This is a genomic window from Methanosarcina siciliae T4/M (assembly GCF_000970085.1).
Taxonomy (GTDB): domain Archaea; phylum Halobacteriota; class Methanosarcinia; order Methanosarcinales; family Methanosarcinaceae; genus Methanosarcina; species Methanosarcina siciliae.
Genome location: NZ_CP009506.1, coordinates 1,279,991 through 1,303,631 on the forward strand (window position 1 = coordinate 1,279,991; position 23,641 = coordinate 1,303,631).

22 protein-coding genes are annotated in these 23,641 nt (G+C 42.4%); 7 read left to right on the forward strand and 15 right to left on the reverse strand.

All coding sequences use genetic code 11. The annotated features are described in order from the left end of the window. The first annotated feature begins 54 nt into the window (after nt 1-54). Nucleotides 55-3,267: a type I restriction endonuclease subunit R gene (locus MSSIT_RS05535; protein WP_231590435.1), complete on the forward strand. Its 3,213-nt coding sequence runs from the start codon at nt 55-57 to the stop codon at nt 3,265-3,267. 43 nt (nt 3,268-3,310) lie between these two features. Here the strand turns inward: MSSIT_RS05535 and MSSIT_RS05540 are convergent, their stop codons facing one another. The 4 genes from MSSIT_RS05540 to MSSIT_RS21105 all read right to left on the reverse strand — a co-directional run bounded on the left by MSSIT_RS05540 (nt 3,311) and on the right by MSSIT_RS21105 (nt 6,938). Then, nucleotides 3,311-3,997, reverse strand: coding sequence for an ABC transporter ATP-binding protein (locus MSSIT_RS05540; RefSeq protein WP_048174538.1), 687 nt, complete (start codon nt 3,995-3,997; stop codon nt 3,311-3,313). Nucleotides 3,998-3,999: 2 nt separating this feature from the next. Beyond that, nucleotides 4,000-5,067: an ABC transporter permease gene (locus MSSIT_RS05545; RefSeq protein ID WP_231590436.1), complete on the reverse strand. Its 1,068-nt coding sequence runs from the start codon at nt 5,065-5,067 to the stop codon at nt 4,000-4,002. A gap of 153 nt (nt 5,068-5,220) precedes the next feature. Further along, complete coding sequence (locus MSSIT_RS05550; protein WP_048170700.1) at nt 5,221-6,450, reverse strand: COG1361 S-layer family protein; 1,230 nt, start codon at nt 6,448-6,450, stop codon at nt 5,221-5,223. Next, nucleotides 6,447-6,938, reverse strand: coding sequence for a GbsR/MarR family transcriptional regulator (locus MSSIT_RS21105; protein ID WP_052721536.1), 492 nt, complete (start codon nt 6,936-6,938; stop codon nt 6,447-6,449). The genes MSSIT_RS05550 and MSSIT_RS21105 overlap by 4 nt, the downstream gene beginning before the upstream one ends. A 701-nt stretch (nt 6,939-7,639) precedes the next feature. Here MSSIT_RS21105 and MSSIT_RS22925 point away from each other — a divergent pair. Then, the gene (locus tag MSSIT_RS22925) at nt 7,640-7,819 is read left to right on the forward strand and encodes a hypothetical protein (protein WP_156158797.1); all 180 of its coding nucleotides are present in this window, start codon (nt 7,640-7,642) and stop codon (nt 7,817-7,819) included. 14 nt (nt 7,820-7,833) lie between these two features. Then, nucleotides 7,834-8,292: an Hsp20/alpha crystallin family protein gene (locus tag MSSIT_RS05560; RefSeq protein ID WP_048170701.1), complete on the forward strand. Its 459-nt coding sequence runs from the start codon at nt 7,834-7,836 to the stop codon at nt 8,290-8,292. Nucleotides 8,293-8,879: 587 nt separating this feature from the next. Here MSSIT_RS05560 and MSSIT_RS05565 read toward each other — a convergent pair. From MSSIT_RS05565 to MSSIT_RS05575, 3 genes are all read right to left on the reverse strand, one after another. After that, nucleotides 8,880-10,100 (reverse strand): MFS transporter, encoded by a 1,221-nt coding sequence (locus MSSIT_RS05565; protein WP_048170703.1) that lies wholly within the window; start codon nt 10,098-10,100, stop codon nt 8,880-8,882. A gap of 307 nt (nt 10,101-10,407) precedes the next feature. Then, a complete protein-coding gene (locus MSSIT_RS05570; RefSeq protein WP_048170705.1) occupies nt 10,408-11,007 on the reverse strand; it encodes a TIGR00296 family protein in 600 nt (199 codons plus the stop codon). Nucleotides 11,008-11,250: 243 nt separating this feature from the next. Then, nucleotides 11,251-12,501 (reverse strand): phosphoglycerate kinase, encoded by a 1,251-nt coding sequence (locus tag MSSIT_RS05575; protein ID WP_048170707.1) that lies wholly within the window; start codon nt 12,499-12,501, stop codon nt 11,251-11,253. Between the two features lie 316 nt (nt 12,502-12,817). On the opposite strand from MSSIT_RS05575, the gene MSSIT_RS05580 reads away from it, so the two are divergent. The 4 genes from MSSIT_RS05580 to MSSIT_RS05600 all read left to right on the forward strand — a co-directional run bounded on the left by MSSIT_RS05580 (nt 12,818) and on the right by MSSIT_RS05600 (nt 14,816). Further along, nucleotides 12,818-13,411 carry a uracil-DNA glycosylase gene (locus tag MSSIT_RS05580; RefSeq protein ID WP_052721756.1) on the forward strand — a complete coding sequence of 198 codons (594 nt, stop codon included), beginning with the start codon at nt 12,818-12,820 and terminating at the stop codon, nt 13,409-13,411. A 391-nt stretch (nt 13,412-13,802) separates the two neighbouring features. Continuing rightward, the gene (locus MSSIT_RS05590) at nt 13,803-14,099 is read left to right on the forward strand and encodes an Hsp20/alpha crystallin family protein (RefSeq protein ID WP_082088895.1); all 297 of its coding nucleotides are present in this window, start codon (nt 13,803-13,805) and stop codon (nt 14,097-14,099) included. 132 nt (nt 14,100-14,231) lie between these two features. After that, on the forward strand, nt 14,232-14,426 hold the full coding sequence (locus tag MSSIT_RS05595) for a 4Fe-4S dicluster domain-containing protein (protein WP_048170713.1): 195 nt from the start codon (nt 14,232-14,234) through the stop codon (nt 14,424-14,426). Nucleotides 14,427-14,621: 195 nt separating this feature from the next. Beyond that, nucleotides 14,622-14,816, forward strand: coding sequence for a 4Fe-4S dicluster domain-containing protein (locus MSSIT_RS05600; protein ID WP_048170715.1), 195 nt, complete (start codon nt 14,622-14,624; stop codon nt 14,814-14,816). 70 nt (nt 14,817-14,886) lie between these two features. Here the strand turns inward: MSSIT_RS05600 and MSSIT_RS21110 are convergent, their stop codons facing one another. From MSSIT_RS21110 to MSSIT_RS05630, 8 genes are all read right to left on the reverse strand, one after another. After that, nucleotides 14,887-15,411, reverse strand: a complete 525-nt coding sequence (locus MSSIT_RS21110) for an ArsR/SmtB family transcription factor (protein WP_052721538.1) — start codon at nt 15,409-15,411, stop codon at nt 14,887-14,889. A 309-nt stretch (nt 15,412-15,720) separates the two neighbouring features. Continuing rightward, the gene (locus tag MSSIT_RS05610; RefSeq protein ID WP_048174542.1) at nt 15,721-16,593 is read right to left on the reverse strand and encodes an S-layer protein domain-containing protein; all 873 of its coding nucleotides are present in this window, start codon (nt 16,591-16,593) and stop codon (nt 15,721-15,723) included. Nucleotides 16,594-16,749: 156 nt separating this feature from the next. Continuing rightward, nucleotides 16,750-16,980 carry a hypothetical protein gene (locus tag MSSIT_RS21115; protein WP_052721540.1) on the reverse strand — a complete coding sequence of 77 codons (231 nt, stop codon included), beginning with the start codon at nt 16,978-16,980 and terminating at the stop codon, nt 16,750-16,752. 73 nt (nt 16,981-17,053) lie between these two features. Beyond that, entirely contained in the window at nt 17,054-18,037 is a 984-nt protein-coding gene (locus MSSIT_RS05615; RefSeq protein WP_148705001.1) for a TolB family protein, read from the reverse strand. Nucleotides 18,038-18,108: 71 nt separating this feature from the next. Then, nucleotides 18,109-18,282, reverse strand: a complete 174-nt coding sequence (locus MSSIT_RS22930) for a hypothetical protein (RefSeq protein WP_156157462.1) — start codon at nt 18,280-18,282, stop codon at nt 18,109-18,111. 245 nt (nt 18,283-18,527) lie between these two features. Further along, the gene (locus MSSIT_RS05620) at nt 18,528-19,841 is read right to left on the reverse strand and encodes a beta-propeller fold lactonase family protein (RefSeq protein ID WP_052721544.1); all 1,314 of its coding nucleotides are present in this window, start codon (nt 19,839-19,841) and stop codon (nt 18,528-18,530) included. Continuing rightward, nucleotides 19,838-21,961, reverse strand: coding sequence for an S-layer protein domain-containing protein (locus MSSIT_RS21725; protein WP_048170717.1), 2,124 nt, complete (start codon nt 21,959-21,961; stop codon nt 19,838-19,840). Before MSSIT_RS21725 ends, MSSIT_RS05620 begins: the two co-directional genes overlap by 4 nt. Nucleotides 21,962-22,157: 196 nt before the next feature. Beyond that, on the reverse strand, nt 22,158-23,636 hold the full coding sequence (locus MSSIT_RS05630; RefSeq protein ID WP_048174544.1) for a HEAT repeat domain-containing protein: 1,479 nt from the start codon (nt 23,634-23,636) through the stop codon (nt 22,158-22,160). Nucleotides 23,637-23,641 lie beyond the last annotated feature (5 nt).

The following is a 23,641-nucleotide window of genomic DNA, read 5'->3' on the forward strand; positions in this document are numbered from 1 at the left end:
ATTCTAATTTTATGCTCTTGTTTCAATAGCTAAAGCTCTTTTTTGAGCGAGAGCTTGCCCTTAAAAATTAAAAACCAGACAAAAAAGAAAGGAGAAATCCCCATCCCAGCCATCATCCCCGAATCCGAAGTTGAAGCCGCAGCCCTTGAAATTCTCTCCGAGCTAGGATACGATTACCTCTACGGCCCGGGCATTGCTCCCGAAACGGAAGATGCCGAAAGGGAAGACTTCGGGACCGTCATCCTGCCGCGCAGGCTCAGGGCTGCGGTTGACAGGCTGAACCCGAAAATTCCGGCAGGAGCAAGGGAAGAAGCAATAAAAAAAGTGCTCAGGGCTGAAAGTCAGGACCTCGTGCACAACAACCGGGCATTTCACAATATGCTGGTAAACGGGGTAGATGTGGAATATCAGGGGCAGGACGGGGAAACCGTTTATGACAAGGTATGGCTTTTTGACTTTTCGGAAGCTCTAAAAAATGAGTTTCTTGCAGTTAACCAGTTTACCATTGTAGAGGACGGAAACAACAGAAGGCCTGACATTATCCTTTTTGTAAACGGGCTGCCGCTTGTGGTGGTCGAGTTAAAGAGGCCGGACGAAGAGAGCGGGTTTGAAGACGAGGAAATTATCTGGGATGCGTACAGGCAGTTTCAGACTTACAAAAAAGAGATTCCGGGACTTTTCCGGTACAACGCTTTCCTGCTGATCAGTGACGGGCAGGATGCAATGGTCGGGACGCTTACTTCAAACAGGGAATGGTTTGTGCCCTGGAAGACTATTGACGGGGAAAAGGTTGCGGATTTTAAGGTGCCTCCAATGGAGGTTCTCTTCCGGGGGATGTGCAGGCCGGAAATCCTCCTTGACCTTGTCAGGCACTTTATTGTGTTTGAAGACGACCGGGGAAAAGTTATCAAGAAACTTGCCCGGTATCATCAGTATCATGCCGTGAACAGGGCTGTGGAGAAGACGAAACTTGCTTCCATGCCGGACGGGGATCGAAAATGCGGGGTTGTCTGGCATACGCAGGGGTCAGGGAAGAGCCTTTCAATGGTCTTTTATGCGGGGAAACTGGCGCTTGAACTTGACAACCCGACCATTGTCGTGCTTACGGACAGAAACGATCTTGACGGGCAGCTCTTTGACAACTTTGCCCGTTGCAGCGAAATCCTGCGCCAGCAGCCGGTGCAGGCGGACACAAGAGCTCACCTGCGTGAACTCCTTGCAGTTGCCTCGGGTGGGATTGTATTTACCACGATCCAGAAGTTCTCTCCCGAAGGGGAAGAAGACCAGTTCCCGACTCTTTCGGAAAGGAGAAATATCATTGTAATTGCTGACGAAGCTCACCGCAGCCAGTACGGGTTTGATGCAAAGATCCGGGAAAGGAAAGTAGAAGATGAAAAGGTTGCGGAAATCTCCTACGGCTTTGCAAAACATATGAGAGATGCTCTCCCGAATGCATCTTTCATCGGGTTTACCGGCACACCCATCGAACTTGATGATAGGAGCACGCCTGCGGTCTTTGGGGACTATATCGACATTTACGATATTGAGCAGGCTGTAAACGACGGAGTAACTGTAAAAATCTTCTATGAGAGCCGTCTCTCAAAGCTTGACCTTGTCAAAGAGGCTAGAGAGACACTGGATGCAGACTTCTCAAAAATAACCGACGACAGGGATTCATACGAAGCCGAAAAGCTCAAGTCTCGCTGGTCACGGCTTGAAGTTGTGGTTGGAAGTGAAGACAACCTGAAAAAGCTTGCATCCGATATCGTCTTCCATTTCGAGAAAAGGCTTGAGGACGGCATGGACGGCAAAGGCATGATCGTCTGCATGAGCAGGCGGATGTGCGCTGACCTCTATTCCGAAATAGTCGCCCTTCGTTCGGAATGGCACAGTGAAGACGACCTCAAAGGCGAAATAAAAGTAATCATTACCGGCAGCGCCGCAGATGACGAAGTTCTGCAGCCTCATATAAGGAACAAGCGCCTCAGGACGAAGATCCGGGACAGGATGCAGGACCCAACAGATCCCCTGAAGCTCGTAATCGTCTGCGATATGTGGCTCACGGGCTTTGATGCCCCCTGCCTGCACACCATGTACTTTATGAAATGGCTGCAGGGGCACAACCTCATGCAGGCAATAGCCCGCGTAAACCGGGTGTTCAGGGACAAGCCCGGCGGGCTGATAGTTGACTATGTAGGGCTCCTTTACGACCTCAAGTATGCAATGGCAAACTATACGCGAAGCGGAGGCCGGGGAAGCCCTGCGGATTACAAGGACGAAGCTGTTGAGCTGATGCTCGAAAAATATGAAATCGTACGGGACATCTTCTATGGCTTTGATTACATGAGGATTTTTTCAGCGTTCCCGAAAGAAAAACTTACAATCGTAAGGGAGGGAGCTGATTTCATCCTTTCGAAAGGCCGGACGGAAGATGAGAGGACGCAGGAAAAAAAGCGTTTCATCCAGCATGTAACCGAGCTTTCCAAAGCCTTTGCCCTTTCTGTCCCGCATCCAGAAGCAGACCGGATAAGGGACGAGCTTGCATATTTCCAGGCTGTGAGAACTATTCTTGTAAAAGTTGACAGAAAGCCTGCAAAATCGAAGTATGAAATGAATTCGGCAATAAAAGAGCTGGTTTCAAAATCGATTGCAAATGAAGAAATTATCGATGTCTTTGATGCAGTAGGGATAAAAAAGCCTGACATTTCGATCCTTTCCGAGGATTTCCTTGCCGAAGTCCGGGACCTACCGCAAAAGAATCTTGCATATGAAGTCCTGAAAAAACTGCTGTACGATGAGATCAGGACGAGGTCACGCAGAAACCTGATTCAGAGCAAATCTTTTGCCGAAATGCTTGAGCGAGCGATCAACGAATACAAAAACAGGGGCATTGATACCATCCAGGTTATCGAAGAACTCCTCGATCTGGCAAAAAAGATAAACGAAGCCGACAAAAGAAGTGAAACTACCGGCCTCAGTGAAGAGGAACTTGCATTTTACGATGCACTTGCAGACAATGAAAGTGCTGTGGACGTCCTAGGTGATGCGACATTACGGCTCATGGCCGCAGAACTTGTAAAAATCATCAGGCAAAACGCAGGGGTTGACTGGACTCTCAGGAAAAACATCCAGGCAAAGATGAGAGTAAGTGTAAAACGACTGCTGAAAAAATACGGCTACCCCCCGGACATGCAGAAACTCGCTACTGAAAACATCCTCAAGCAGGCCGAACTGCTCTGCAGGGATGTGGGCTTTTCAGTAGCATAAACTTAGATTAACTATTTTCAAAAAAGAGACTCGAAGTGGCATTTTACCTCTTTTGTTTTTTCTCATCGCTAACCAGGTTGCCGTCTTCGAGAGTTATTACTCTATCAACATACTCGGTATGCCAAGGTTCGTGTGTTACCATTACGATTGTTTGGCCATATTTTTCATTCAATTCTTTGAAAACATCCAGTACCTGTTTTGAGTTGCTGGTGTCCAGGTTTGCACATGGCTCGTCAGCAAACAATATGTCAGGTTTTTTTGCTATGGCTCTTGCGATTGCAACTCTTTGTTTTTCCCCGCCGGATAATTCATCAGGAACCCTATTGTGTTTTCCTTTCAGGCCAACCTTATCCAGGGCTTCAAGAGCAGTTTCATAAGATTCTTTCCTTGATTTTCCTTCCATCATGGAAAGAATGTAAACATTTTCTGCAGCACTCATTTCGTTAATAAGCGCATAGTCCTGAAAAACATAACCGACCTGCGTTAGCCTGTAATAGCTTCTTTCGGCTTCGGGCAAGCTGGAAACCTGCAATCCCCGAATGGTGTATTCTCCATCCGTTGCGTCGTCCAGTAATGCCAGTATCCTCAGGAGAGTCGTTTTTCCGCTTCCGGATGCGCCCATTATCGCTACAAATTCCCCTTTTTTTATTTCAAACGAAACACCCCTGAGAGCCTTGACAGCTGTTTCCCCTGTTCCGTAATACCTTTTCAGGTCCTTTACTATGATCATTTTTATCGTCCCCATATGGCTTTGAGTATGCTCTCTCTTGACACACTCCAGGCAGGGAGTATTCCGGCCATCACTGATAGTATAAGCATGGTAAATATGCTTTGAATAAGCAGCATAGGATCGATCTGGGGCCTTATTTCCATGGTTTCGTAGAATATTACCGGGTTCGCCTGGAAGTAGAACATGAGCGCAAAGTATAGTATTAATCCTGTGAATATTCCTAAGGAAACATAGAACATGCTAAGGAACGCATAGGACAATACTATTGAGCCCGGAGTAATGCCTACTGCCTTTAAAATACCGATCTCTTTTTTCCTATTAAGTACGTTGATATAGATGATTATAAGTACGAGTGCTGCTCCTACGACCAAACTCACAAACTTTGACATGGTATCTATAGCACCCATGCTTTGCATTGCCTGTTTTATGAGAGCTTCGGACTTATCAGCCCATGTGAAGACCTGCTCATTCACGCCTGCTTCTCTAATTTTGTCCTGTATCTGGGCTTCGCCCCCTTGCTCGTCAACCCTGACGACTACACTGGTAGCTTTACTTCCTTCCAGGCCATAGACTTCCTCTATTTCCTTGTAGTGGACTAAAGCATTAAGGTCAACAAGTTCAAACGTGCCTTCCATTATGCCTTTTACTTTATAGGTTCTCTTCACACCATTGCTGTATGTCACCTCAACAAGCGATCCCGGTCTTACTTCACCCAGGTTATCATAGATTTCCGACCCAAAACCCGTACCTGCGATCATAGCCCCAATGATAATCTCGTCCCGGGAGAGATCTCCTAAGAAATCTCCTTCACTGATAATGTAGGGGTATTTTGAAACTTCATGCTCTTCCGTAGGAAGCAACCCGGTTACGGTTACTCCTACCACTTTTTGTTTATGCTCAATAGATGCTCCCACATCCAGTCTTTTTGTTGCAGCTCTCACACCCTCGACTGCTCTTACTTTCTGCAAAACGTTATCGGCATTGTTAATGTAGGTGTTGTCACCTGTAGGTTCTATTACAATATCCCCATAAGCGTAGTCCTGCATAAATCCGGTAAATAGGACTGTCATTCCTCCAATCATTGACGGAAGGAATACTAAGTTCATATAGATGAGTGAGAGAACAAAAACTATGAACATCAGTGTTTTTTTGTTTCCTCTTTTTATACTGAAGTATGCAATGAGGGCTCCCACCCTGATGTCGTTAATCATACTGGGGACCCCTCATTCTTCTTTGTTGTCAGGATGGTTACCGCTGCCTTCCATTAACTGCCTGATTACCTCATCTTTTGATTTTTTTGTCCTATAATTTGTGTATATTAGTCCTCCGATAACTGCTAATACCAGCAATAAGATTGCAGCTCTTCCTGCTCCACCATTAGTTTCCAGGACTATAAGATTGATTTTCGTTTCAATCTGTTCTTCCCCAAAATCATCACTGTACGTTATGATAACAGGGATTTCGTATTCCCCTGATTGATCAGCTATAAAAGTAATTACCGCAGGCCCGTCTTCATTCGGATCAAGAGTTCCTATAAAGGATTCTTTTAATCCCTTGAACGGATGGTCAGCATAGGCTCTTATCGAGTTTATTGTCCTGTCACCGGAGTTTTCGATCCTCATAGTCAATTCTACAGTATCACCCATATAAGGAAGAACAGGATCAACCTTTACAGATGCGAGGTTTAAATTTCCTTTTTTGTCAAGCACAGTTACATTAATGTCATATTCGTTTTTTTGCTTGCCAAAATCATCTTCATACTCTATAATGACAGGGATTTCAAACTCTCCTGACCTGTTTGCCTTAAACTTGAATAATGCAGTTTGACTTTCATTTAAGCCAAGAGTTCCGATTGAAGAAGTTTTAATTCCCTTAAAATCATGATCCAAATTAACTGATACAGATTTTGCTATTGCTTCCCCATAATTTTCTATGCCTAACCTTAAGTCAACTGTGTCGCCCTCATAGATATATTCGGGACTTGTTTCGACAGAAGAGATCCTTGGTTCTGCATCTTCACCTATCACTCTTATTTCAACTTCATAATATTTTTCCGTTTCAACGGGTTTATTTGCATATGTTAATTTCATTTTTATAAGATGAGGACCGGGTTTAGCATCAGGGGTTGTTCTCATGTGATATATCAGGTACCTTTCACTTGTACTATAAGTTAATTTTGAAACTTTAGTAACTAAATTCTCTGTAACTATTATATCTGAGGGAATGCTGATTATCTCAAAAGTAACATCTTCAGGAGTTTTAGTACCGCAGCTCTCAAGATTAATTCCCAGGGTGAATTCTTCATCGATACCTATTGAACTGGGATTTATTTCCTGTAATTCTGCGTTTACGCATGCATAACTGGAAATTTCTGCTTCAACAGTAGAAATTCCTGTTAAGCTGATTGTAAAAACTAATAAAAACAAATATGTTAGCTTTGTACTCTGGCTCATTTTTTATTCACCTCGTTCTGGATTTTTTCTGTAAATTCAACAAGGTTTTTATAAATTAAATCTAATGAAATTATTTGCTGATAATAATATTCGATTATTTTGAGCAGTTCGTCAGAGCCCTCTTCGTTACTATTTTTACATCTCTCAATTATTGCCGGAAGCTCTTTAATCGCAGGGCTGATCATGACTTCAGTCTTGGATTTTACTGCGTTAATTGTCATTGTCAGCATATCTCTTTGAGCTGAGAAGTACAATTTTTTTGAACCAGCTTTCTTTGTTTTTTCCACCAATTTTATTCCACTAAGGAATTTCATTGCTGCACTAACTGATGAAAAACTATACCCGGTCATCGTAGAAAGCTCTTCTAAAGTTAGCGAACCCGGTTCAGAGTAAAGAATTGCTAATAATTTAGAACAAAGTTCATCGAGCCCCTGGGATTTTATCCCTTGATACACAAGATATTCAAACTCTTTTTTTACTGAATTCATTTCAACTCCCTATTTACGGAATTTCCAGTAACTACTGGATATTGTAGAAATAGTAAATATATGCTTCGATTTTGAAAACTTTAACCAAAAAGTGCTTTTAACCAAAAAAGTGCTTTTGACCGGAGAGTCAATTTCATTTTTCGCGGTATCCAGTACCTGAAAATTCATGCACTTGCCTGAAAATTAGACCTTTTCCTAAAAATAAGGCAACTCCCCCAGAAAATACCCTGGGACCAAGAACTTTAATTTTCAATGTTTTTGATCTGCCCTAATTATTATGGAGAATCAACTGTCATCGATTAATAAGGTAAAGTGACATAACACAGTATTTAGTTCAAACTTCAGTTCCGGTTTTTCTCTTTACAGGGGGAATTTGTTTAGTGAATTCTGAGGTTCCCTTCCACACGAAAAAGCCCATTCTGCCCGCTAATTATACGTTTCTCCTGAAAAAAATCCTGTTTTGAGAAAACTGAATACAGGCGAACTAACAAAAAGTATAAATATAATGAATACTAACTATGTGTTAGTAACTGAGCAATACTAACAACCATACAGTAACCATAACATACTAACTGTGAGGTTAAACTCAGTTATCTGCCCAAAAAATCTGCGAACAGACTGAAGGTGAACCTGTACCACCTTTAAAAACGGATTTATTCCTCCACCGAGAAGATGATGGGAGCTTGAAACTCTCATCCATCATGCCTGCAAGACCTGGGAAAGCAAAAGAAAAATCTCCACTCTCAAACCTCCATCCCTTGGCGAGGTTTCCATGTCTTTCAGGCAGCCTCCTGAGGAAAAAGAAAAGGCGGCACTGTTCCGCACCTCCAGAACTACTTACAGATCAAGTTAGAGATCATCCAAGGAGAAAGATCATCTAAGGAGAAATTAGTACATGAAATTCCCAATTAAGAGACCATCCCGTGACGTGTACAGCTGGGACCCGTTTGATGAGATCAGAAGAATGCAGGAACACATGGAACAGATGATGAGAACATTTCCTGCACTGGAAAGCAGATATGCAGGCGAGACCCTTGCCCCATTAACCGATGTCGCGGAAGAAGACAACAAAGTAATTGTTACAACCGACCTGCCGGGCATCGACAGAGAAAATGTCGAACTGAGCCTGAAGGAGAACTTCCTTGTAATCAGCGCATCCAAAGGAAAAGAAGAGGAAACCGAAAAGGAAGGCTATCTCAGAAAAGAGAGGTCTTTCATGCGCTACTACCGTGAAATTCCTCTGCCGGAAGGTGTAACCGAAGAAGGGGCAACCGCCCAGCTCAAAAACGGCGTCTTAACCGTCACCATGCCAAAAACAAAAGTATTAACCGAAAAAAGAATCCAGATCGAGTGATCGGGACACTAACATAGCCAGATTCACTGCTAAGAGAACGGCTGCTTTAATCACCACAAAACGATGAAAGCAATAAAACCAACAAAACCGATTAAACCTACACCGTTAGAGTCGATAAAACCGCAGAAACCCGATTTGCCGACAGGACCTGCAGGTTATCAAGCCTGCAGGCAAACCTTCATGACCAACCCATTAAATTTAAGTCCAGAATTGTATTCAGGTCGATTCCACTAAACTGCGAATCAGCTAACAAGAGCAAAATCCACTAAAAAACGCCTGCCATAAAAACATCTTTCCTCCAACCATTTTTCCTCCACCATTTTTTACCTCCAACCATTTACTGATTAACTTTTTCCTATTAACCTGACATCTTTTTTGACATAACCATGGAAAAACTCTAAAAGAGTGGCTTTTTTGTAATTTATTGTGAGTCTGAAAAGTAGAACCCGGAAATTGATATTGAAAAGAGGTTTGGAAGGGGGATCATAAAAGCAAGGTACAGGCTTGCAAAATCTCAAGCACCGGGAAAAAGAAACTTCAGGTTTTTTCCAGACCGTTCTTCTTCCGGAGCCTGGGCGTCTTCCGGGTCAGATTACTTTCTCCGGCTCCTCTACTTTTTTGATAACCACAAAACCCGCAAGGAGCATCAGCAGGGCGCAGGCGTAAAAGGGTGTTACAAAGGTAATATAGCCCGCAAGGAAACCTCCGAAGATAGGCCCGAAAGCCATTCCTGCTGCCTGTGCCGTTGTTATTATGCTGAGTCTTGAGCTTAAGGAAGAACCGTCCGAAAGATCAGCTGCAAGCGCCATTGCTGGCGTGTCTATTGCAGCTACGAGAAGCCCCTGAAAAGCCCGGAAAAGGATAAGCTGGCCTACGCTTACGATGTATCCCATCCCGACTACCAGCGGGACGCTCAGGAAAAGGCCTCCAACGATCAGTTTCTTCCTGCCTACCCGGTCCGAGAGGCTTCCTAGAGGCGCCTGGAAAAGCAGCCTTGCAAAAATGTAGGCTGAGACTGCAACTCCCAGGGAAAGCTCGGACGCTTCAAGCCTTACCTCATATTCGGGAAGAAGGGCAACTACCATCATTATCCCAACCATCATCATCAGCATGGCGCCTGCAAGGGAATAAATCGAAGCGTAGCTTTTTTTGCCACTTCTTTTTTCGGAAACCGGCTCAGGAGAGCCTCTAGTTTCTTTTACGAAAAAGGTCACAAGCCCCATACTTACCACTCCGAGCAGGGCGCAGAAATAAAATCCGGCATCAAAACCCCAGTACCTGGCTATTGCTCCCCCGACAACAGGCCCGAGTCCGAAACCGACGCCTCTAATAGTTGTATATACTCCTACGGCTTTTCCCCGGGTCTCGGAAGTTGAGATATGCGTAACCATGGCGATAACCGCAGGTATGGTTGCCCCTACGGTAATCCCCTGCAGCAGCCGGATAAAAAGCAACTGCTCATAGCTCGTTACCTGTGAATAAAGGAAAGAAAAGAAAGTATACCCTATCAACCCGAAGAGGATGAAAGGTCTCCTGCGGTCAAACCTGTCCGAAAGCCTGCCCATAATAGGCTGCGTAAGGGCGCTGAAAAGCCCGAAAACCGTAATTACAAGCCCCGCTCTGGTAACAAGTGGAAGCCCGGAAAAAAAAGATGCCCCAAGGTCGGAGATATATAAAGGAATCAAAGCAACCAGCATCCCCGAACCCAGATCTTCGCAGAACCTGGAAAAGGAGAGGACATAGAGCTCATGATTAATATTGCTGAAAAATTCCGGAAACGCATTTCTCTGCAGGTTACAGGTGCTCATGTTTCTTGCTCAACTCAACTTAAAAGTGAGAATTATCCAAAAAATAACAAATATCTTACACTATAAAACAATGTTGAAATCGTCTTGCTCAAACGTAATAAAGAAAATTTGAAAAGAAAAAAGACGGAAGAGAAAAAGATGAAATGAAGGAAGAATGAAAGAAAAATATGAAACGAAGAAAAGATGGAAATATTGGAAAATAACGAGAAATAGACAGACCTTAAAACCAGACCTTAAAACCAGACCTTAAAACCAGACCTTAAAACCAGACCTTAAAAAATTTCATAATTTGAGGTGTTCAGAAACCTCAAAACTTTTCTTCTATGACTTCTCCTCCGGGTTCCTTTTCCTTGAAGATCTGCCCTTCGAAGCAGTAGACTTCTGCTCCTTTGACCCAGGCGTCCGGAGAAAGGCCTGCTTTCATACATGTATGGCTCAGGAAATCTATGGAATCCATATCATTCTCAGGAGCGACCTGAGGAAGCAGCAGTCCCTGACAGTATCCCTGTTTTACGATAAGCCCGTGTTTTCCGATCTCTATTTTATCAGGAAGTTCTTTAGGAGGGGCATTGATCTTTTCAGGTTGAGTCAGGATTGTAACCTCGACAATCAGGCTTTCCAGCTCTTCTCCCCCGACCGGAGGAAAACGAGGGTCGCGCACTGCCGCAGAGATTGCAGAGTCGATGATAGCCTGCTCAAGCGTAGAGTCAGGGTAAGGATGCCCTATACAGCCCCTCAACACTCCTTTTTCCGTTAGTGTGACGAAAACTCCCCTGTTTTCCCCGAAAACCGGCGGAAGATCTGTACCTGTATCCCGGGATCCGGGAACCCTGCCCCCCAGTAAAAGCGTTTCAATGGTTTTTCTTGCAAGCTTGACTGCAGCCCTGCCTTCTGTTTCTGTAAGCATGCTTGAACCAACACCTGTAAACTGCGTATAACCTATTAATTATGCCTTGAAGTCTCTCGGTTTGAAGCCTGTAAATGCCAGCCCGGGAATATCATCACAGGTTAGATGTGATTGGATACGAAAGCTGGTAAACAGTATGTTTATCGGAGCTGGTTAAAGTACATTTCTGGTATTGTCCGGATTCCTGCAGGAAATACCAGGCAAAATATTTTCTGACTGCCGGAACTTGCAGGAAATAAATCCTTAAAGCTTTTTAGCTTCCTGATATTTTATGTAGGCAGCCTTCAGAGATTCGACTCCCGGCAGCTTTTCTCCCGCAAGATAATCAATACAGGCTCCCCCACCTGTACTGATATGCGAGAAGCGGTGTTCAAGGCCGAGATGTGCAACCTCAACTGAGATGTGACCGCCGCCAATGATCGAGAAATCGGATTTCGTGGCAGCTTTTATAATTTCGTGAGTCCCGAGGGCAAAATCTTCAATCTCGGAAACTCCTGCAGGGCCGTTTAAGACAACGGTTTTGGAGTTCTGGATTTCATTTGTATAGTCCACAATAGTTTCGAGCCCGATATCATTAATAGGCAGAGAGTCGGAGTTAAGCTCGGATATATGAACTTCGACGCGTTCCTTGTTATCATTTAAGGCCACGTCTTTTGGAAGGCCGATCCTGTCTTCAAACTTCGCAAGCAATCCTCTTGCTTTTTCAATCTGGTTTTCGTAACCCTGAGATTTGATGAAATCCATGTTGACTTTCCCGATGTTTACTCCTGAAGCAGCAAGAGCAACATTTGCAACCACACCTGTAAGCAGCACCCTATCAGCCCCGCCACTTGTAAGGACATTTTCGGTCACTCTAAGAGAATCGTCTACCTTTGCCCCACCCAGCACGAAAATGCTTGGCCTTTCTCCTCCTTTTACTCCCCGATCCAGAGAAATAAGCTCTTTTTCCATTACTCTGCCCGCGCCTGACGGAAGGACCTCGGTAAAGCCTACAACCGAGAGATGCGACCTGTGAGCTACTGCAAAGGCGTCGTTCAGGAAAATATCAACAAAAGGCGCCAGTTTTTTAACCATATAGGTATTGGCCTGCTCTGTGGGTGTTCTTTCAAGGCTCTCTTCCGAATAAAACCGGACGTTTTCAAGCATGATTACGTCCCCGTCTTCCATAGAAGCGATATGGGTTTTTGCAAATGTCCCGAAAATGTCATCCACATAGGTAACTTGCTTACCCAGATATCTGGACAGCAGGTGGGCATGGGGTTTCATAGTAGTGAAATCTTTTTTCCCGGGTCTGCTCTGATGAGCGAGCAGAACGACTTTTGCGCTCTCGAGGTCTTTCAAGGTCGCAATGTGGCTTTTAATCCTCATATCATCCAAAATATGGCCCTGTGTGTCCATAGGAGAGTTCATGTCGACCCTTAAAAGAATCGTCTTTCCGCGTATGTCAAAGTCATCGATCGTAAGAAAGTTTCTGGAAGTCATTACCCTCAGCACACCTTTGTAAACGAGATTTTATATATATAGGAGAATAAAATCTGAAAGATAAAATATTTGAGAATCTTATTCTTTCAGTATTGGTTATCTTTGTCATGGAATTTTTTACATAAATAAGTTTGTTCCTGTTTGAGTCCCAAGAGATGGATTACCGATTTTATAAGAAAAGAAGGAAGAAAAAGGTCGTTCACATCGGATAAAAAATTTTACTGATTGGATACCATTTTCAGGAAAAAGCTGTATTCTCAGGAGTACTGTAAAGAGTGATATCAGGATTACTACCCAAAAAACAAGGAAAATGAAGGAGCTAAAAATTGTGGCAGCCAAGGAAGAAAACTGCGGAAATTTTGAAGAGAGGGTCCAAAAACTGGTGGAGAACGGGTATGAGACCGTCGCAAGGGAAGCAATAGCCTGTACACGATGTCCTCTCCAGAAAAGTGCGACTAAAAGAGTTATAGGAAAAGGGTCCTGCAACCCTAAAGTAATGTTCATAGGAGAAGCTCCCGGAAAAACCGAAGACGAAACCGGAATACCTTTTACCGGAAGGGCAGGAAAAAAGCTGGACAAAATAATTGAGTATATGGGACTCTCGGAAGAAGACTGGTTCGTAGCAAATACCGTCAAATGCCGCCCTCCGGAAAACAGAAGGCCAAAAGCGAGTGAAATAGAATGCTGCAAACCCTTCCTTATTGCCCAGATAACCCTGCTTGACCCCGGAATTATAATCCTTCTAGGCAACACAGCTGAAAAGGCATATTGCCCGGAAAGAAAACTGGAATGGGGAGTTCCTGTAGAATATGAAGGAAGAATGATCCTGAAACTCTACCACCCTGCAGCGCTAATTTATACGGCTTCGAAAATAGAAGTTCAGAAGGCTTTCATAGACAAAAACAGGGATCTGTGGAAGTAAAAAAAGAAGAAACTGATAAAGAAGAGCAGTAAGATCAGGCAAAGAAGAATTCGAGAGAGGAAGGCAATAGAAAAAGTAGGAAGGGAAAGGGGAAGGTACAGGTAGTAGGGGGTAAGCAGTAGGAGAAAGTGGAAAGTGTAAGCAGCAGGGAAAAGTGGTAGAGGCGAGTGAGAGGGAAAGCAGAAGAGGCAAGTGAAAGGGAAAGCAGAAGAGGCAAGTGAAAGGGAAAGCAGAAGAAGCAAGTGAAAGGGAAAGCAGAAGAAGCAAGTGAAAGGGAAAGCTGGAGGAAATATAAAACGAAGTTATTGTTCATAAAATATAAATAAAACGATCCCGCAATTATTATTTGAATTTGTTCTATACTTTTATATAGCAGCCTGGGGGTACGAATATATCAATGGTAAAGATGTCACCGGACGTATTTTCATGTTCGGACGATGAGGGGAATCTGGACATTGAAATCGATATGTTTGGGGTAAAGAAAGAAAATATCAAACTGAAAATGGTCGAGGAAGGCTTTTTTGTAAAAGCAAAAAGGGAAGAAACCGGGGTAGAGTATGTTGGGACTTATGCTTTCTGCTGCGCGGTCGTCCCTGAAAAAGCTGTTGCAAAATATGTTGATGGAAAACTCTATGTAAAAGTGCCTTACAGGGAAAGTACAGAGACCGTAGATGTTAAAATCCAGTAAAATCCTGTACGGAACCTGATTAATGAAGCTGGAAATTATCAATCGGCACTAATTTTTAGAGCAATTATTAGCAGTAATTAGCTCAGGAATTCAACTTTCTAATTTGTAAAAACCAGATAAAATGGAGGAAGTATGCATCCGGTAATCGACTATCACAAATGTAACGGCGCTCTCGCCTGCTATGAGGTCTGCCCTGCAGAAGTTTTTGACATTAACGAGATCGATAATGTAAAAAAAGCCGCGGTAACTAACCCTGAAAATTGCATCGAGTGTGAGCAGTGTGTGGAAGCCTGCCCGGCAGAAGCTATCGAGCTTGTTGAGAGCTGAGTTCTAAGTCCCTTATTGTGATAAGATAAAGCAGAGGGATCAGACAACCGGTTAAAAAGTGAAGGAATAAAACAACTAAACAACCGGTTAGAAAAGAAAGGAATAAAACAACGGCTAAAGCCTGAATTTCAGAAGGAAATCAAAATTCCAGAATAAATTAAACTCAATATATTGAGAATCCGGAAGAGATGGAAAATGCACCCCAAAATTGACTACAATAAATGTGTTGGTTCACTTGAATGCTACGATGTATGTCCTGTGGAATTGTTTGACGCGGAAGAGAGAGAAGAAGGAAAAAGGGCAGTTGTGGCACGTCCTGAGGACTGCATCGAATGCGAACAATGCGTAGACGTCTGTCCGACCGACGCAATAGAACTTGTGGATGATTGAAAAGATTTTTAGAGGTAAGACTGGAAAAGGTTAGACCGAAAGAGGTAAGACTGTAATTATGAAGCATGTTTCAACCCCTGTCATGGACCTCCTTAATAGGGAAAAGCACGGCATAACGGGTATAGGCTGGGAGAGCGTCCTGATCGTTGTGCTTTTTGTAGGAGGGTACACGCTCATCTTTTTTTCCTGGATCCTCGGAAAGAGTGGCTGTCTGTCCGGAAAGATTTGTCCGGCAGTTTTCCAGAGTTTTTTCCAGAACATCCAGGACAAAAGGGTCGCTCTCCCCGTCTTCCCGGGACACCAGCAAAACCGGCTGTTCCGCAGGGGCATAGATTTTAACCTCACGGCCTTTGCAGCTCCATTTTACCTTTCTGACCTTTACCAAGCCAACCTTTTTCAACACCTCAAGGTTGTAGGTCAGTGTATTCAAGCGGAGACCGAGCTCTGAGGCAAGTTCGCCTGCAGACATCTGTTTTTCCTGAAGTTGTTTAAGTATCTGCATCGGAAGGGGCCTTGAAAGAGTCCTTGCAAGCAGAGACACCTCCTCCGAGATAGACAGGACAGGCACGGGGATTAAATCCTCAGTTCTCTCCAAACCTTTCAACCTCCTTTCCAATTCCCGAAAGTAAAGAACCCAAAAACATTACAGTTACCTCATTTTTATTTCTTCTCTTATTCCTTTTTTATTCCGAGATTCTATTTTTCTTTACTGCCCGGAACTTTTATTTTCCTTTTTCCGGAGATTTTATCATTCATATCAGGCCAGAAATTCTATTTCCCTTATTAGTCCGGAGTTTCAAACCTTCTCGATTCTTCGGACTCTGAACCCTTGAGCCTTTACAATCAAATACCCATTTGTTCTTCTGAAAACTGAATGACAATTTGTATTCAGTATGATCAGTTTTTACTTGAGTTTCATTGTGAAAGATTTCCAAAAGTTCCAGTACCAGGAAGCAGGCGGTTCTGTACTTGTGTTGGTGAATTTATTCGATTCGTTTTTAGAAGAAAGAGATGCAGAAAAACCAGCGGTTGAAGTATCATTAACTGAAGTATCATAAGTAACTGGAGTATCATCAGTAACTGAAACACTTCCGAAAACAAGACTTCCCAGGTTAGATGCATCTGTTCCATTAATGATTTGATTTAGTGTAAACTCCCCGAATTCATCTAACTCCCCGAATTCATCTCCGACATTGAGAGTTCTGGCATTTGCATAATCGGCAAGCCAAATTCCATCAATCCAGACGATCCTTTTTTCTGACCCCACGAATAAATTTTTGACATGGACTTTCATGACAACAATATTGTTTCCATCCTGAACATCGTCAAGAGCAACAGTCCATGTCCTGTTGTCATCAGTATCCATTGAGACATTTTTATCGGCTATATATTGACCGTCCCTGGTAAGTTCAAGCCAGGCCTTCTCACTGTCAATGTCAATCTCCCTGACCTCGAGAGCGTAACCCTGCCCGAGGTCGAGGATTTCACCGGCTTCGAGGACTTGCGTTTCATTGCTGTCAAGAATCAAACCGGTAAGCTTGTTAACATGCGAATCCCAGATATTTCCATCAGTGGGGAACAGCGGAACATATTCCGCTCCAAATAAGTCGATTACAGGATACTGTTCATCAGACCAGCTATCGCACTCATAACCGGTAGTGGTAACATTACAAATAATGCTTCCATCGCTAACATTGTCTGCTGCACTTACATTGCCTGCTGCAACTACAACAAAGACAGCAAGAGCAGCCAGTAAAACTGCTGTATGTTTCTTCATTTTGTTCATTACTCCTTATTTTTTTATGAAGTGATTGAATATTTTATGGGGCCTGCAAAAATCTAGCATAGCACCCGCTAACATCTGACTGTTACCAATAAAGACCCGGAAAAAATCAAGGTCTTTTATCAGAACCCCAAACGTTTGAAATTATTGCTAGACTAATAAATATACAGGGAAAATTTTTATTTTTGTATCTTTATGGTAGGCATTTGATGTATTTGCGGATATAGATTCATTGCTTGTAATTTCACCAAAGGTACCCGTTTTTTCTTTACTGAGAATCTCCTTTACAGGCATACTTTTCCAGACTGAAGAAGAGCTCCTTGAATCCAATTCAACCAGTGAAACACCAACGTAACCGCTGTCGTCTCTGGAAAATATCACAGATCTGACAGTGAACTGTTTTCCTCAGGCCTCCATCCTCCTGATACGTCATATCTACCCTTTACTGCAGGAGTCACCTGAGTAAGGTTGGAACCATCCAATTAATAATAAATAAAGGAGCAGCGATGTTTTGGCGTGTTGACGGGATAGGCTCATTTTCAAGAATTTTTCCGTTAGCCGGATCAAGGGAAGATGTAAATGCTATAATATTTCCGGACGGACTTATTGAAAACTGGGAAGCTCCGAAAAAGCTCCAGAAATAAGAGGTAGTCAGGCCGAAATTTGTAATAAAGGACAGGTCGATTCCATCCATATCGATTGAATACAGCTGGTTTTCATTTTCAACGAATAGTATTTTCTTTCCATCCGGGAACCACAGGGGATTGCTAGTATTGCCTTCATAAAGCAAACGTTCTTCATGTTCTTCTCCCTCCTGAATGTATAAATTTCCTTTTTTGTTTACCACTACGAGGGAACCATCTGGCTGCCAGGAAACGGTAGATTCTTCCGAGTTCGTATCGCTATCATAAGAGACATATTTTTTTAGTTTTGATCCGTCAATATCAGAAATATAAGTCTGGAAATAGCCATTTTCGACCTTAGAAGTGACTATTATTTTTTCTTTATCAGGACTGAGAGAAAAACTTACACATTCTTCCCCTTCGTTCTCCGGCTGAAAAGTCCTGATCACATTTCCTTTATAGTCGGCAAGCACCACAGCCCCTTCTTGCAGCACAAAAAATACCTCCTCCGAGTTATTCCAGGAAGGCTTTTCAGCTTTAGACCGAAGCTCAAGTATATTTGTCCCATTCCCGTTTGCAAGATACACTTCTGCCAGACAATCCTCGGGTTTTTCCCAGGAAAACACAACTTTACTGCCATCAGGACTCCATGCCGTTGAAGTTGTTACAACTCCTTTTTCGAGATTGAGGAACTTATCAAGCGATGCAACGTTAAGATTTGGATTTTCTGATATCGTGTTTGCGAATGCTATATTTGTTACAAGCAAAAATGCAGTTACCATAAATGCAATTACCATTGATATGTTCTTTAACACTTAGAATCACATCCGAGCCTGTTCATGTTGGAATAATTCTGCTTTGAGACCTGTCTTATTTTATCCTTATTTCATAGAATGGCTAGCCTGATTTCTATTATGAGTTTTAATTCAATTGGAAGCCTGTTTTTCGGAACATACTTTTCGAAATTTTTTATTGGAGAGCTTAATACTTCAATTTCAAGGCTTTTTGAGGTTATTACTGGGTAATTGACCAGATTTGAGAGTATTTCACAAATTTTCATCTAAGCCTTTTGCTGTATCGAAAGATTCCTCTAAGCAGGCTTTCAGCTAGAAAAATTCTCTAAAAAGTTTTCGGTTCAATTTCCTAAAGTAAGAAAACAATATGATAAATGACCTGATTTTATAGGTATAAAGATATTTTTTAAGTTTAATTCAAGACTGATTGAAAAGCAAGGAAGAAAAGTAAGATCTCCCTTGCTTAGAGTTGCTGGGTCAAATAACAAAATGTGCCAACATAATCACATTATTACTTCATCTTTCTTACAAATTCAACTGTCCCTATAATTGTTATGAGTTCCCAAATAGGGCTTAAAAAAGGAATTGGTGCTTTAGTAGGAATTGATTCTTTTTCCTGCTTATCTACTGTTCCTACATTTACTATCATCCCGGTATCATTTATCTGGTTCTCGGTTTGACTTATAGGGCTTAATAAAGAAGTACTGTTTGGCTCAGTAGTAGAACTGAATTTTGTTGCCGGACCAATCCCCACAGCAACAGGAGATCTTCCTACAGGCACCGTAGCATTAACTTTGTTTGTAGCTGTATCAATTATAGAAGTAGTGTTGCTCCCAGAGTTCACTACATAAACCTCATTTCCATCTGGAGTGACTGCAACTTCTTGAGGAGCTGATCCAACACCCACTCTGCCTATAAACTCGTTTTTGGCTGTGTCAATTACATCAACGGCACCTGTAATTGCAGTTACACCACCTACTTTTTCTAAAGGATATCTGCCTGGATTACCTATTGTCACGTATAACTTTGTTCCATCTGGACTGACTGCAATTCCTTGTGGCAAGTTTCCTACAGGCACTGTAGCTATAACATTGTTTGTTGCAGTGTCAATTACGGAAACAGTACCTTTGTAGTAAGGATAACCATTAGAGTTAACAACGTACACCTTTGTTCCATCCGGACTGACTACAATTCCTCGTGGATCTTTTTCCACATTTACTGTCGTTGTAATAGTGTTTGTTGCTATGTTAATTACAGAAACAGTACCTTGATAATCAGGAGGAATGCCGTGGTTCAAAGCATATAATTTTTTTCCGTCCGGGGCAACTGCAATTTTGTAAGCCAAGTTTTCTACTTTTACTGTAGCTGTAACATTGTTTGTTGCCGTGTCAATTACAGAGATAGTGTTGCTCGCAACGTTTGCAACATACACCTTCGTTTTATCCGGAGTGATTGCAACTCCATAAGGGTAGCTTCCTACGTATACTGTGTCTATTACCTTATTTTTGGCTGCGTCAATTACAGAGACACTATTGCTCATGCAGTTTGTCACATATACTCTTGTTCCGTCCGGATTAACTGCAACTCCTGCGGGCTCGTTTCCCATATTCACCGTAGCTGTAACAATATTTGTAGCAGTGTCAATTACAGAAACATTGTTACTCTCTAAGTCTGCAATATATGCAAATGGTGAGGCACCTGTGACACCCACCAGTATTAAAACCGTAAGTGCCGCTATTCCAAAAGCTTTTAAGATGTTACTCCCTCCGCATGCTTTGTTAGATATTGCAACAGTGCAAAATTTACCACGATAAAGAAACTTCATTTGCCTTTATTTGTGATAAATTCCAAAAAGTCCCAGTCCCACGGAATAAATGATCTTGTACTTTTGTTAGTAGATGCAACTGGCACCTTTTCGGATGTGGGTGAAAAAGAATCAACATTTTGAGTTTTCTTGAAAGCAAGACTTCCCAGATTAGATTCATTTGTCCCGATAACTATTTTTTCAAGCGTGAATTCTCCTATCTTATCCCCGATTTTGAGGGTTCTGGCATTTTCATAATCAATTAGCCATATCCCGTCAATCTGGACAATACTGTCGTTTCCGTCCTGATAGACTTTGCTAACATAGACTATCAGGACAGGAATATTGTCTTCGCCTTGAATATTGTCACGTAAACAAGTCCAATAATGCTCATTAGGATAAGTTAAAACGATAGTATCATCTACATATTTTCCATCTTTATCGAATTCAATCCAAGCTCTCTCTCCATCAACGTCGATCTCCTTGACCTGGAGACTGTAGCCCTGGCCGAGATCGAGTTTTTCACCGGTCTTTAGGAGGTGTTTCTCATCGCTATCAAGAACGAGTTTAGCAAGCTTATCAACGTGACATTCCCAGATTGGATCGTTATAAGGTTTCCGTGCTGGGACGCTATTGGCAAGCAACGGAATATACTCTTCTCCAAATAAATTGATTGATGGATACTGATTAGACCAGCTTTCACATTTATAATTAGCATCAACAACATCACAGTTTATAGAAGATCCCGTAGCATTTTTAAAAACAAGGCTCCCCTGATTAGAGACATTTTCTCTGTTAATTATTTTTTCAAGCGTGAATTCTCCGATTTTATCTCCGATTTTAAGGTTTCTGGCATCTGAGTAGTCAGTAAGCCAGATTCCGTCAATCACGACATCACTATATTGAAGGATATCATTTTCTACAAATCCGCCTACTCTGTCAACGTGAACTCTCATGACAATAACGTTGTTTTCGCCCTGAATATTGTCAAGAGTAACATTCCATGTTGTATTTTTGTCATCATCAATTGTAACTATTCTATCAGCAACATACTTTCCGTCCTTTGTGAACTCGAGCCAGGCTTGCCTATTGGAAATACTGATCTGCTTGGCTTCGAGAGCGTACCCTTGGCCGAGATCGAGTTTTTCACCGTCTTTGAGAACGTGACGTTCATTACTATCAAGAATCAACTTGACAAGCTTGTTAACGTGTGCATCCCAGATACTTCCATTAGTGGTAAGCAGCGGAACATACTTATCTCCAAATAAATCGATTACTGGATATTGTTCACTAGACACCCATTTGTAACTGGTACTAACAACATTACAAACGTCGGTTATATTGCTTACATTATCTGCTGTACTTGCAGCATCTGCCGTGTTTGCAGTCTCTGCTGCAACATTAGACCAGCTATTGAATTTATAATCGGTACCGATTACATTACAGGTTACAGAAGAATTGTTCACAGTACTTTCGAAAACAAGACCTCCCAGATTAGATTCATCTACTCCGCTGACGATTTTTTCAAGAGTGAATTCTCCTATTTTATCGCCTACCTCGAGAGTTGTAGCATTTGTATAGTCAATTAGCCAGATCCCATCGATAAAAACGATACAGTTTTCCACACCCACAAATAGATTTTTAATATGAACTTTCATGACAACGATATTATTTTCACCCTGAACATTGTCAAGGGTAACAGTCCATGTCTTGTTGCTATCAGTACTGGCTGAGACTATTTGATCAGCAATATATTTTCCATCTTTACTGAACTCAAACCATATTTCCTCATTGTCAATATTGATCTGCTTGGCTTCGAAAGCATATCCATTGCTGAGATCGAGTTTTTCACCGTCTTTGAGGATGTAAGTTTCATTATTGTCAAGAATTAACTTGGCAAGTTTGTTAACATGTGAATTCCCAATATTTCCATTAGTGGTAAATAGTGAGACTTCTTTTTCTCCAAATAAATCGATTACTGGATATTGTCCGTTAGACCAACTCTCACTTTTATAGTCGGCGCCGGCCACATCGCAAACGTTGGTTATACTGCTTGCATTGTCTACTGCATTTGCGTTAGCTGCAGCAACTAAAATTAAAATAGTAAAGGCAACCAGCAAAAATACCGTATGTTTCTTCATTAAATTGTTTCCTCCTTATTTTAGTATTTTTTTGGAAATTCCAAACCTAGCGGAGTGTCCGCTAATGTTTGACGTTATTAATCAACAACTCGTAGACTGTAAAGATTTGAAATATTCGCGGAATTTGTTCATCTTGTAATTTTTCAATCCAAAACTATTACATTAAATCCGCATCTTCATAATGCAAACATACTAATTAATAAAAAAAGGAGACATCCACTGTCCCCCCTTCGTTAAGTATTACCAGCGCTTTTTCTGCATTGATCCTGACGTTTCTGTACTCGTCTTTGTCAGTACTGACTCGGCTCAAACCTTTGATAGCTTCTGGTCCTCCCAGTATCCCGAGAGCTCGAACTTCCGAAATTCTGACATTCTGCTCCCTTTCGGTCTCAAGGGACTTAATGATAGGCTCAACAGCTTTCCTATCGCCAAGTTTTCCAAGCCCAGTTGCGGCACCTTGTCTTACTTTATAATTTTCATCCCCAAGCAAGGAAATTAAAGGATCGACCGCCCGGACATCCCCAATTTCCATAAGAGAATAAACAATTTCCATTCTAATATGCCAGTTCTCATTTCCAAGAGCGTCAATAAGAGCGTCTGCAGCCTCAGGATCTTTATATCTAGCCAGGGAATGAATAGCAGCAGTCTGGCAGAGAGTAGAATCTTTAGACTGAATGAGCTCAGCAAGGGGTGGTATAGCTTTTTTGCTCTCGATACGTCCAAGAGAACCAGCCGCAGCTGCCTGTACCTCTATTTTACTGTCTCCGAGGGCATTAATTAGAGGCTGCTCAGTCTGGGCAATTTCCTCAGACTCATTAAAATGACCCAAAGCGTAAGCAGCTCCTCTGCGCACTTCTGGAATAGGGTCATTCAGCATCCTAACAAGAATGGGAACAGCATCAGGGTCCTGAATATGCTCATATACAGATACGGCATTGATCCGGACTGTAGGATTTTTGCTGTCCAGCAGCTTAATAAGTTTTCCGAATACATATTCCCCTTTAATACGGCCAAGATTGGAAGCTGCATGACTCCCAATTTCTTTATCATCTAATAGATTCAGGAGGGTATCAACTGCCCGCGGATCTCCAGTTTCTCCAAGGGCAAATACAGCCTCAGAGCGTATATTCGAATTGCCATCATAGCTTGCACTGGCATCATCGCGTTTCAGAACCTCACAAAGAGGTTCAGTAGCCCTGGAATCTTTCAACATTCCAAGTGCAATTACCGTATAGCGAACTACCTCTCCGTTTTCGTCCTCCAAAAGCTCAATAAGGGGTTCAACAGCTTCAGTGGCTTGAAGTCTCCCAAGTGAAAAAGCTGCGTTCATACGAACTTCCGGAACCGGGTCTTTCAGAGCTTCTATTAACGAATTTGTAGCTTTTTTGTTGCCTATTTTTCCAAGAGCTTGGGCAGCAAGGCTTCGAACCTGCGGATTATCGTCTTTTAAAGCTTTTATAAGAGGATTTACTGCAGGTTCTCCGATCGCGCAAAGTTCATTAGCTGAAACCGAACTGACTCTCTCGTCCTCATCTCCGAGACCCCGAACCAGTGTATTCACCCGGACCTCTACCGGATCCTTTTCAAGACAGCCAGCACAGATTCCGAAAAGCAAAAACATAAGAATCAAAAGTTTTGCACTTTTGCAACTGAAAAGTTCATCTCTTTTTATCATATGCT